Consider the following 11,141-nt stretch of genomic DNA (forward strand, 5'->3'; position numbering starts at 1 on the left):
TGGGGGTTGGGTAGGTTAGAAACGTTGTATAGCTGGGCTGGCGGTGACGCTCGGGTTGCTCGCCAGCGGCACGAAACGGCGGGTATTGCCATCTAATGCATCAATACAGCCGGTAGCGATATCGTAGATCCAGCCATGCAGTCGCAGATTGCCTCGATCGAGCGCCAGCGCGACCGAAGGGTGAGTTTTCAGGTTGGTCAGTTGGGCGATGACGTTTTCACGGACCATCGAGTTAATGCGATCGTGCTCGCTGGCGTGTTCATTGGCCTGATTGACTGCCTTGGCGGCATCGGCATAGCGCAGCCAGTTGGCTACGGTGGGCATGTGATCCAGGCATTTGCAGGTGGCGATGGCGGTCATGGCGCCGCAATCGGAGTGGCCGCAAATCACGATATCCTCTACGCCTAACGCGGCAACGGCATATTCCACCGAGGCCGAAACGCCACCAGGCTCAGGCCCGAAAGAAGGGACAATATTGCCCGCGTTGCGGATAACGAACAGGTCGCCTGGTTCGCGTTGGGTGATCAGCTCCGGCACCAATCGGCTGTCGGAACATGAGATAAATAGGGTGCGTGGGCTCTGGCTGGTGGCCAGACGTTTGAACAGCTCTGTGCGCTCAACAAAAGCCTCGCGCTGGAACTTCAGAAAACCGTCAATAACCTCTTGCATGGTGACTCCATCAATGTGTGGCTCGCTTTCAATGGAGGCAAGAATGGACTTTTCTAGCTATAGGTTCCAAGACTCATTTATAATCATCACGATAGGGATAACTAATAGTTGAGGCGTTATGTTACTGCGGCACATACGTTACTTTCTGGCGGTGGCGGAGCAGGGGAACTTCACACGGGCGGCGGAGGTGCTGCATGTTTCTCAGCCGACCTTGTCACAGCAGATCAAACAGTTGGAAGAGACGTTACAGGTAGAACTGTTCGACCGTTCCGGGCGTAGGGTGCAACTCACTGATGCGGGTCAGGCATGGATGCGCTATGCCCGGCTGGCATTACAGGATCTGGAGGCTGGCAAACGGGCCATTCAGGATGTCGCGACGTTGGAACGCGGTAACCTGCGCTTGGCGATGACGCCGACCTTTACCTCCTACCTGATTGGACCGTTGGTCGACGGCTTTTTCCGGCGCTACCCGGGGATTACGCTGAACATCCGTGAGATGACGCAGGATAAGATGGAGGCGTTATTGTGCGATGACCAATTGGATCTGGGGATTGCCTTCGAGCCGGTTCACTCTGCGGATATAGCCGCTACCAGGTTGTTCACGGAGCGGCTGCAACTGATGGTAGGGAAGGGGCATCAGCTTGCCAAGCGCCGCGCTGCCTTGAGCGTAGCGGAGGTGCAACAGGTGCCGTTGGTGCTACTCAACGGCGACTTCGCCACGCGTCATTATGTAGATGAATATTTCCAGCAGCACGCGATTTATCCTCAGGTTGCCATGGAGGCGAATGCGATTAGCGCCATCGTCGAGATTGTGCGCCACGGCCAGCTCGCGACCATTCTGCCGCAGGCCATCGCACGGAGTAATCCGCTGCTGCTGCCCATCAAGCTGTCGGTTCCCATGCCCGAGCGCCACGCCGTGGTGCTGCAACGCAAAGAGGGATATCGCAGCGCCGCTTCACGAGCGTTGATTGCGATGTTGCAAGATCAGGTCAAGGAAATGGGCTAAAAAAGTGACGGGTTTGGTTAGCCGTTAATGCGTTCTGAAGGAGATATTTAGCTGGCGAATATCTCCACACCCCTAGCGCCGAGCAAATCTTCACCAAAACTTCCCACGATCTCTGTGTTGCGTTATGGCATAATGCGCGCCAAATCACATTCCCAATCAAATTAAGAGCGAGCGCTGTGTTAAGCACTAACAACATCACTATGCAGTTCGGCAGTAAGCCGTTGTTTGAAAACATCTCTGTCAAATTTGGCGGCGGTAACCGCTATGGTCTGATCGGAGCCAACGGCTGCGGTAAATCGACGTTCATGAAAATCCTCGGTGGCGATCTGGCGCCGAGCGGCGGTAACGTGTTCCTGGATCCGAATGAGCGCCTGGGTAAACTGCGCCAGGATCAGTTCGCTTTTGAACAGTTCAGCGTGCTGGACACCGTGATCATGGGCCACACCGAACTGTGGGCGGTGAAGGAAGAGCGTGACCGCATCTACGCCATGGCGGAGATGAGCGAAGAAGACGGCTATAAAGTGGCCGATCTGGAAGTGGCCTATGGCGAGATGGACGGCTACACCGCAGAAGCACGTGCCGGTGAGTTGCTGCTCGGCGTGGGTATTCCGGTAGAACAGCATTATGGCCCGATGAGTGAGATCGCTCCCGGCTTCAAACTGCGTGTTCTGTTGGCTCAGGCCCTGTTCTCCGATCCGGAAATCCTGCTGCTCGACGAACCAACGAACAACCTGGACATTGATACCATTCGCTGGCTGGAGCAGGTGCTGAACGAACGTAACAGCACCATGATCATCATTTCGCACGACCGTCACTTCCTGAACATGGTTTGTACCCACATGGCGGATCTGGACTACGGCGAACTGCGTGTCTACCCAGGTAACTACGACGAATACATGACGGCGGCTACCCAGGCTCGTGAGCGCCTGATGTCTGACAACGCCAAGAAGAAGGCACAGATTAACGAATTGCAGTCCTTCGTTAGCCGCTTCAGCGCCAACGCCTCAAAATCCAAGCAGGCTACCTCTCGTGCCCGCCAGATTGACAAGATCCAGTTGGAAGAGGTGAAAGCCTCCAGCCGTCAGAACCCGTTCATCCGTTTTGAGCAGGACAAGAAGCTGTTCCGTAACGCGCTGGAAGTGGAAGCGCTGGCCAAAGGCTTCGACAACGGCCCGCTGTTCAGCAAACTTAACCTGATGGTTGAAGTGGGCGAGAAAGTGGCGATCCTGGGTGCCAACGGTATCGGTAAATCCACCTTACTGAAAACGCTGGTGGGTGACCTGCAGCCGGATCACGGCAGCGTGAAATGGTCCGAAAACGCCAAGATCGGTTACTACGCACAGGATCACGAATACGAGTTCGATGAAACCCTGAGCGTGTTCGACTGGATGAGCCAGTGGAAGCAGGAAAAGGACGATGAGCAGGCGGTACGCAGCATTCTTGGCCGCCTGTTGTTCAGCCAGGACGATATCAAGAAGCGCGTAAAAGTGCTGTCCGGTGGTGAGAAGGGCCGTATGCTGTTCGGCAAGATCATGATGCAGCGTCCGAACATCCTGATCATGGATGAGCCGACCAACCACATGGATATGGAATCCATCGAGTCACTGAACATGGCGTTGGAAATGTATGAAGGAACCCTGATCTTCGTTTCCCACGACCGCGAGTTCGTTAGCTCGTTGGCCACCCGTGTTCTTGAAATGACCCCGAACAAAGTGATCGACTTTACCGGCAACTACGAAGACTACCTGCGTAGCCAGGGTATCAACTGATCCCTTCGAGTCTTACCGCACGCCCTCACCCCAACCCTCTCCCACAGGGAGAGGGAGCAGTCCAGAGCGATTGATTAGCCTGTACTCCACAGGGAGAAGGAGCAGTCCAGAGCGAGTGGTTAGCCCGTACTGCTTCGGAACGTGATCAGTAAGAAAACGATAGGTATTACGCAGAAGAATCAACGAACTCGATCTGTCCCCTCTCCTTTTGGGAGAGGGTTAGGGTTAGGGTTAGGGTGAGGGGCCTAATCTTTACTACATACTTCACACCGCGGGTCCTTCGGCAGCTTCATCTCCCGGAACTGCATGCTCATCGCATCAAACATCAATAACTTACCCACCAAAGGCTGGCCATAGTTTGCCAACAGCTTGATGGCTTCCATCGCCTGCAGCGTACCGATAGTGCCGACTAAAGGCGCCATCACGCCAGCCTCAACGCAGGTCAGCGCATTTTCCCCAAACAGCCTGCTCAGGCAGCGATAACAGGGCTGTTCCGGTTGATAGGTAAAGACGCTGAGCTGGCCCTCCATGCGGATAGCGGCCCCTGATACCAGCGGTTTGCGCTGTGCATGGCACAGGCGGTTGAGCAGATCGCGGGTCGCCACGTTATCGGTACAGTCCAGCACCACATCGCAGGCGGCAATCTGCGCCGCCATTTGCTCGTCATCCAGCTGTGTGTCCAGAGTATCAATACGGATATGAGGATTGATGGAGCTCAGCTCAATGCGGGCAGATTCGACCTTCGCCATACCAATGCGGTCATCCCGGTGCAGGATCTGGCGCTGTAGATTGGAGAGGGAAACCGTGTCGAAATCAACCAGCGTCAGATGGCCTACGCCAGCGGCAGCCAAATAAGGCGCCGCCGCACAGCCCAGCCCGCCAAGCCCAACGATCAGCACGTGCGCCGCCTGCAGCTTTTCCTGACCGTCGAAGTCGAATCCCCGCAGTACGATCTGGCGGTTGTAGCGCAGCGTTTGTGCATCGGTTAATTCCGGCAGCATGTTCAGTTCCTCAGCAACGCATTGAAAGGCTCGATCTCTACTGTCTCACCAGCGGCTACCGAGCCACGTTCACGCTCCAGCACGATAAAGCAGTTACCCTGGCTGAATGAGCTGAACACGTGAGAACCCTGATGGCCGGTGCTGCTCACTTCCAGCTCGCCCTGGGCATTGCTGGTGAAGATGCCGCGCTGGAAATCGAGGCGACCCGGCGACTTTTTCAATGGCGTCAGGGCGCGAGCTTTCAGGCGGGGTGGCAGTTGCCATTCGGTGTGACCGGCCAGCTTGGCCAGCAGCGGTTGCACCAGCTGATAGAAGGTCAAAGCCGCAGAGACCGGATTGCCAGGTAGGCCACAGAACCAGGCGTGCTGGAGCTTGCCGAAAGCAAAAGGTTTGCCCGGTTTGATGGCCAGTTTCCAGAAGCTGACTTTGCCGAGTTCATCCAGCATCTGCTTGGTGTAATCGGCTTCACCAACGGAAACGCCGCCGCTGCTGATCACTACGTCGGCCTCGCTATCCGCCTGGATAAACGCCGCGCGTAATGCTTCCTGATTATCACGAATAATCCCCAGATCGATCACCGTGCAGCCGAGCTGTTCCAGCATCAGGCGTACGGCAAAGCGGTTGGTGTCGTAGATCTGCCCGGCTTGCAGCGGCTGGCCGACTGGCTGCAATTCGTCACCGGTGGAGAATACCGCCACCTTCAATTTACGCATCACCTGCACATCGGCCACGCCCAATGAAGCTAGTAACGGCAACTGCGCGGCCCCCAGCGTGATCCCGGCGGGCAGCACGCTCGCCCCACGAAGGATATCTTCACCCGCCAAACGGATATTTTGCCCAGCGGTTACCGGGGCGTTGAAACGCACTCCAGCCTCGGTTACATCAGCCTGTTCTTGCATGATCACCGCATCCGCACCGGCTGGAATTGGTGCTCCGGTCATGATGCGTACGCAGGTGTTGGCAGGCCAGGCATCCGTAAACGGTGCACCGGCAAAGGCTTTACCCGCTACCGGTAACGGAGAGTTGCCGTTCAGGTCACTGAGACGTACCGCGTAGCCGTCCATCGCCGAGTTGGCGAAGGGCGGAACATCGATAGGGGAGACCACCGGGGTGGCAGTAATGCGCCCGGCTGCGCTGGTCAAGGCGATAGATTCGCTCTGTTGCAGTGGCGCGATCTGGGAGAGCATTTTCTCCAGTGCCTGCTCAAGAGAAATGAGGTCAGAAGTATGACAGTGATCCATAAACAAAACTCCGTAATCGGCGTGCGCGAATTTTTCGGCAAAGTAGGGCTATTATGGCAGATAACGCCGTGGTGGAGAAACCAGGTTAACGTATTGAAATCAATAACAGGAGACAGCCATGCACCAGCACGTACTGGATTTTTGGTTCGAAGAGATCGACCCAGTCATGTGGTTTAAGAAGGACGATGAGTTCGACCGTTTGCTGCACACCCGCTTTGGCCAACTGTGGCAGGCTGCGTCCCAAGGAGAACTGGCACATTGGCGTGCGACCATCAAAGGACGACTGGCGGAAATCATCGTACTCGATCAGTTCAGCCGTAATCTGTTCCGCAACACGCCACGCTCCTTTGCTTGTGACGGAATGGCGCTGGTGCTGGCTCAGGAAGCGATCGCCACTGGGCTATGTGAAAACCTGACGGTCGAGCAGCGCGGCTTCCTCTATTTGCCGTTTATGCATTCCGAATCCGCCTTGATCCACCAGCAGGCGTTGGAGCTGTTTCGCCAATTAAATAATGGCGATCAGTTGGAGTTTGAAATACGTCATAAGGCCATAATCGATCGTTTTGGACGTTATCCCCATCGTAACGAGATATTAGGCCGGAAATCTACGTTTGAGGAGCAGGAATTTCTGCAACAACCGGGATCGGGTTTCTGAATATTTTTCATTGGCGTGTAGGCGGGGAATAGCGGAGAGGGAATTGGATAACGCTTATTAAACATGAACCGAGCCGGCCTATTTTCTGCCTCCGCCAATAGGCCGGTTAAATCTGTCAGCGGTAAATGAAAACCCCGATAACCCTCTGTTTTTATACTATTTAGCTCTTTCAATGCACAAAATAGTCTAAGCAGGCTACGCTTAATGCTTGGCGACGAGTTTGTGCTTTACATCGATTGCCGGGCTAAATATAGTCGAAAAAGACTAAATAATAATTCTCTCTCCATTTTCATGCGGTACCTGCTTGAATTGCCGCGGATAGACACAGGTGTCAGGTCAATGAGCAAACCAGTGATTGCCATTCATGGTGGTGCGGGCGCAATTACCCGTGCGGCATTGAGTGCAGAGAAGGAACAAGATTATATCCAGGCGCTTTCCGACATTGTGGCTGCCGGGCAGGCTATTTTGGCTGCGGGCGGCAGCGCACTGGACGCGGTAACGGAGGCCGTCAGGCTGCTGGAAGAGTGCCCGCTGTTCAACGCAGGCAAAGGCGCGGTATTTACCCACCAGGGCACCCATGAGCTGGATGCCTGCGTGATGGATGGCCGAACCTGTGATGCCGGGGCGGTCGCCGGGGTCAGCCGGATACGCAACCCGGTGCTGGCCGCGCGTACGGTGCTGGAAAATAGCACTCATGTGCTGTTTGGCGGGGAAGGGGCAGAGAGATTTGCCGCCAATCACGGCCTGGAAATGGTCGATCCCGATTTCTTCTTTACCCAGGAACGTTTTGACCAATTGCACCGTGCTCAGGCAGAGCAGGGTCGGGTGTTGCTCGATCACGACGGCGCGGCGGCGCTCAGCGGCGACCCTCTGGATCCCGATCGCAAATTTGGCACCGTGGGTGCGGTAGCGCTGGATGCTTTGGGCAACCTGGCAGCGGCCACCTCAACCGGTGGCATGACCAACAAGGCGGCAGGGCGCATTGGCGATACGCCGATAATTGGTGCTGGTTGCTATGCCAACAACGCCACGGTGGCGGTTTCCAGCACCGGTACCGGCGAAATCTTTATGCGCACCGTCGCGGCCTACGACGTTTCTGCTCTGATTGAATATGCCGGTCTAACCCTGCAACAGGCCTGCGACAAAGTGGTGATGGAAAAGCTGTTGGCGCTGGGCGGCAGCGGCGGGCTGATTGCCATCGATCGTTTTGGCAACGTCGCCCTGCCGTTTAACAGTGAAGGAATGTATCGCGGTTTCGGCTATGTCGGCGATGCCCCTTCCGTGGGTATCTACCGCTGAATGCTTGCCGGGAGGGCGCATGACCGATACTGCCATCCAGCCACAGGCAGAACGTGGGCTGATTTTACCGCCCGAGCGCGTCTTGGCGGTGAGCGATCTGTGCGTACAATTTCGCCAAGAAGGCGACGTCGTTGAGGCCGTGCGCCATCTGGATTTCACCGTCGACCGTGGCGAAACACTGGCGATCGTTGGAGAATCCGGCTCCGGCAAGTCGGTCACCTCACTGGCGTTGATGCGTCTGGTCGAGCAGGGCGGCGGTGAGTTGACCAGCGGCGCGATGCATTTTCGCCGGCGTAACGGCCAGGTGCTCGATCTGGCCAAGGCGAAACAGAGCACCCTGCGAACCTTGCGCGGCGCCGATATGGCGATGATTTTTCAAGAGCCGATGACCTCCCTCAACCCGGTGTTTCCGGTGGGGGAGCAGATCGCTGAATCTTTGCGTCTGCACCAGGGGATGGATCACCGCAGCGCCAAACGTGAAGCGCTGCGTATGCTCGATCTAGTGCGCATTCCCGAGGCCAAAAACGTCCTTGGTCGCTATCCGCATCAACTGTCTGGCGGGATGCGTCAGCGGGTGATGATTGCCATGGCGCTGTCGTGCAAACCGGCGCTGCTGATTGCCGATGAACCCACCACTGCGCTGGACGTCACCATTCAGGCGCAAATCCTGCAACTGATCCGCGTGTTGCAGCAGGAAATGCACATGGGGGTGATCTTCATTACCCACGATATGGGCGTGGTGGCGGAGATTGCCGATCGGGTACTGGTGATGCACCAAGGCGAAAAGGTGGAACAGGGGGAGGTGCGCTCGCTGTTCGCCGCTCCACAGCAGCCTTACACTCAAGCTTTGTTGGCCGCCGTGCCACAGCTGGGCGCGATGGCAGATAAAGACTTCCCGGCAAAATTTCCGTTAGCTGGCGTTGACGATAACGACCAGCCGCAAGACACCATACCCGCAGGAGCTACGCCGATCTTGCAGGTAGAAAATCTGGTCACGCGCTTCGATCTGCGCAGCGGCATTCTCAACCGCGTCACGCGCCGTGTGCATGCGGTGGAAAATATCAGCTTCGACCTCTATCCCGGCGAAACGTTGGGGTTGGTCGGCGAATCCGGCTGTGGCAAATCCACCACCGGCCGCTCACTGTTAAAACTGGTCGATAGCCAACGCGGCACCATTACCTTCAACGGCCAACAGATCAACCGCTTGAAAGGCTCTGCCTTACAGCATTTACGCCGTGATATTCAGTTTATCTTTCAAGACCCTTACGCTTCCCTGGACCCACGGCTCACCGTTGGTTTCTCCATCATGGAGCCGTTGCTGGTGCACAACGTTGCTCGCGGGGCGGAGGCTGAAAAACGGGTGGCCTGGCTATTGGAGCGGGTAGGGCTGAAGCCGGAACATGCGCGGCGTTATCCGCATGAGTTCTCCGGTGGCCAACGCCAGCGTATCTGCATTGCCCGCGCGCTGGCACTCAACCCGAAAGTGGTGATTGCCGACGAGGCGGTCTCCGCGCTGGACGTGTCGATTCAGGCGCAAATTGTCAATCTGCTGCTCGATTTACAGCGTGAATTGGGCATCGCATTTCTGTTTATTTCCCACGATATGGCAGTAGTGGAACGCGTCTGCCATCGCGTCGCGGTGATGTACCTGGGCCAGATTGTGGAGATCGGCCCACGCCGTGCGGTGTTTGAAAACCCGCAGCATGCCTATACCCGTAAGCTGATGGCCGCCGTGCCGGTGGCCGATCCAACCCATGCGCATAAACGTCAGCCGCTGCTGGTGGATGAAATACCCAGCCCGATCCGTGGGCTGCACGATGAACCCGTTACCGCACCTTTAGTGCAGGTAGGGCCAGGGCACTTTGTGGCCCGCCACCCTATTGCCGGTGCTTTTTAGCCTTGCCTCAGGAGAGTTAAGCAATATGACTAAGCACACATTCAAGCGTAATGTTTTGGCCGCCGTACTGCTGGCTGCCGCTGCTGGCCCGGCTTGGGCTGCCAAGGATGCGGTGATTGCCGTAGCGTCCAACTTCACCACGCTCGACCCGTACGATGCCAACGACACCTTGTCGCAGGCGGTCGCCAAATCCTTCTATCAGGGGCTGTTTGGCTTTGATAAGGATATGAAGCTGGTGAACGTCCTGGCGGACAGTTACGACGTCAGTAAAGACGGTCTGATTTACACCATCAAGCTCCTGCCGGGGGTTAAATTCCACGACGGCAGCGCGTTCGATGCCGAGGCGGTCAAGATTAACCTGGATCGCGCCAGTAACCCGGATAATCGCCTGAAACGCTACAACCTGTTCAAGATGATCGATAAAACCGAAGTGGTCGATCCCACCACGGTCAAGATCGTGCTGAAAGCGCCATTCTCGGCGTTTATCAACAACCTGGCGCACCCGGCGGCGGCGATGATTTCCCCGGCGGCACTCAAGCAGTATGGCAAGGAGATCGGTTTCCATCCGGTGGGTACCGGCCCTTACCAGTTCGAAACCTGGAACCAGACCGACTATGTGAAAGTGAAGAAATTCGACGGCTACTGGAAGGCGGGTTTACCGAAGCTGGACAGCATCACCTGGCGGCCAGTAGTGGATAACAACACCCGTGCGGCGATGCTGCAAACCGGCGAAGCGACCTTTGCTTTCCCAATCCCTTATGAGCAAGCCAAGGTGCTGGAGAAAAACAGCAAGCTGGATCTGGTGGCCGCGCCGTCGATCCTGCAACGCTACATCAGCATGAACGTGACGCAGAAGCCGTTCGATAACCCGAAGGTGCGCCAGGCACTGAACTATGCGCTCAACAAGGACGCGCTGATTAAGGTCGCGTTCTCCGGCTTTGCCGTGCCGGCGGAAGGCCCCGTGCCTCCGGCCATTGATTTTGCTACCCGCTACAACGCTTGGCCATACGATCCAGCCAAGGCGCGTGAGCTGCTGAAAGAAGCGGGCTATCCGAATGGGTTTACTACCACGCTGTGGTCTTCCCATAATCACAGCACCGCGCAGAAAGTGTTGCAGTTTGCTCAACAGCAGCTGGCGCAGGTCGGGGTCAAAGTGACCGTCACCGCGATGGATGCGGGCCAACGTGCGGCGCAGGTGGAAAGTGTGGGCGTGAAGGATACCGGTGTGCGTATGTTCTATACCGGCTGGTCTGCCTCGACCGGTGAAGCCGATTGGGCGCTGACGCCGCTGTTCGCCACCCAATCTGCACCGCCTAAGCAATTCAACACCGCGTTCTACAGCAATCCGCAGGTCGATAAGGATCTGGCCGACGCGTTGGCCACCACCGATCGTGCCCAGAAACAGGCGCTGTACAAAGATGCACAAGACCGCATCTGGGCCGACGCACCATGGATTTTCCTGGTGACCGAGCGCCTGCTGTCTGCCAACAACAAACAGCTGAGCGGCTTCTACGTGATGCCGGACACCTCGTTCAACTTTGATAACGCGGACTTGAAATAAGCCCTCACCCCAACCCTCTCCCACAGGGCTGTCTCTTATACAC

9 protein-coding genes are annotated in these 11,141 nt (G+C 56.5%); 6 read left to right on the forward strand and 3 right to left on the reverse strand.

Annotated features, from left to right (window positions below):
• Positions 1-15 precede the first annotated feature (15 nt).
• The gene (locus ACMV5I_RS12005; protein ID WP_024485977.1) at positions 16-669 is read right to left on the reverse strand and encodes a carbonic anhydrase; all 654 of its coding nucleotides are present in this window, start codon (positions 667-669) and stop codon (positions 16-18) included.
• Positions 670-787: 118 nt separating this feature from the next.
• On the opposite strand from ACMV5I_RS12005, the gene cynR reads away from it, so the two are divergent.
• Both cynR and ACMV5I_RS12015 read left to right on the forward strand, forming a co-directional pair.
• Complete coding sequence (cynR, locus tag ACMV5I_RS12010) at positions 788-1,675, forward strand: transcriptional regulator CynR (protein WP_414824437.1); 888 nt, start codon at positions 788-790, stop codon at positions 1,673-1,675.
• Positions 1,676-1,851: 176 nt separating this feature from the next.
• On the forward strand, positions 1,852-3,444 hold the full coding sequence (locus ACMV5I_RS12015; protein ID WP_121606368.1) for an ABC-F family ATPase: 1,593 nt from the start codon (positions 1,852-1,854) through the stop codon (positions 3,442-3,444).
• A 245-nt stretch (positions 3,445-3,689) separates the two neighbouring features.
• Here ACMV5I_RS12015 and moeB read toward each other — a convergent pair whose 3' ends face one another.
• Both moeB and moeA read right to left on the reverse strand, forming a co-directional pair.
• Positions 3,690-4,445, reverse strand: coding sequence for a molybdopterin-synthase adenylyltransferase MoeB (gene moeB, locus ACMV5I_RS12020; RefSeq protein WP_414824438.1), 756 nt, complete (start codon positions 4,443-4,445; stop codon positions 3,690-3,692).
• A gap of 2 nt (positions 4,446-4,447) precedes the next feature.
• Complete coding sequence (gene moeA, locus ACMV5I_RS12025; RefSeq protein ID WP_261289049.1) at positions 4,448-5,686, reverse strand: molybdopterin molybdotransferase MoeA; 1,239 nt, start codon at positions 5,684-5,686, stop codon at positions 4,448-4,450.
• A gap of 118 nt (positions 5,687-5,804) precedes the next feature.
• On the opposite strand from moeA, the gene ACMV5I_RS12030 reads away from it, so the two are divergent.
• The 4 genes from ACMV5I_RS12030 (at position 5,805) to gsiB (ending at position 11,098) form a co-directional block, all read left to right on the forward strand.
• Complete coding sequence (locus ACMV5I_RS12030) at positions 5,805-6,341, forward strand: DUF924 family protein (protein WP_141131747.1); 537 nt, start codon at positions 5,805-5,807, stop codon at positions 6,339-6,341.
• Between the two features lie 339 nt (positions 6,342-6,680).
• Positions 6,681-7,640: an isoaspartyl peptidase/L-asparaginase family protein gene (locus tag ACMV5I_RS12035; RefSeq protein WP_024485985.1), complete on the forward strand. Its 960-nt coding sequence runs from the start codon at positions 6,681-6,683 to the stop codon at positions 7,638-7,640.
• A 19-nt stretch (positions 7,641-7,659) separates the two neighbouring features.
• Positions 7,660-9,537 carry a dipeptide ABC transporter ATP-binding protein gene (locus ACMV5I_RS12040; protein ID WP_414824440.1) on the forward strand — a complete coding sequence of 626 codons (1,878 nt, stop codon included), beginning with the start codon at positions 7,660-7,662 and terminating at the stop codon, positions 9,535-9,537.
• Between the two features lie 25 nt (positions 9,538-9,562).
• Positions 9,563-11,098 carry a glutathione ABC transporter substrate-binding protein GsiB gene (gene gsiB / locus ACMV5I_RS12045; RefSeq protein ID WP_414824441.1) on the forward strand — a complete coding sequence of 512 codons (1,536 nt, stop codon included), beginning with the start codon at positions 9,563-9,565 and terminating at the stop codon, positions 11,096-11,098.
• The last annotated feature ends 43 nt before the right edge of the window (positions 11,099-11,141 follow it).

Source organism: Serratia sp. T13T92, assembly GCF_047530105.1.
Classification (GTDB): Bacteria; Pseudomonadota; Gammaproteobacteria; order Enterobacterales; family Enterobacteriaceae; genus Chania; species Chania fonticola.

Bases quoted from the DNA above. Each gene is read 5' to 3' on its own strand.
- ACMV5I_RS12005 (WP_024485977.1), bottom strand. From the start codon at position 669: ATGCAAGAGGTTATTGACGGTTTTCTGAAGTTCCAGCGCGAGGCTTTT.
- cynR (WP_414824437.1), top strand. From the start codon at position 788: ATGTTACTGCGGCACATACGTTACTTTCTGGCGGTGGCGGAGCAGGGG.
- moeB (WP_414824438.1), bottom strand. From the start codon at position 4,445: ATGCTGCCGGAATTAACCGATGCACAAACGCTGCGCTACAACCGCCAG.
- moeA (WP_261289049.1), bottom strand. From the start codon at position 5,686: ATGGATCACTGTCATACTTCTGACCTCATTTCTCTTGAGCAGGCACTG.
- ACMV5I_RS12030 (WP_141131747.1), top strand. From the start codon at position 5,805: ATGCACCAGCACGTACTGGATTTTTGGTTCGAAGAGATCGACCCAGTC.
- ACMV5I_RS12035 (WP_024485985.1), top strand. From the start codon at position 6,681: ATGAGCAAACCAGTGATTGCCATTCATGGTGGTGCGGGCGCAATTACC.
- ACMV5I_RS12040 (WP_414824440.1), top strand. From the start codon at position 7,660: ATGACCGATACTGCCATCCAGCCACAGGCAGAACGTGGGCTGATTTTA.
- gsiB (WP_414824441.1), top strand. From the start codon at position 9,563: ATGACTAAGCACACATTCAAGCGTAATGTTTTGGCCGCCGTACTGCTG.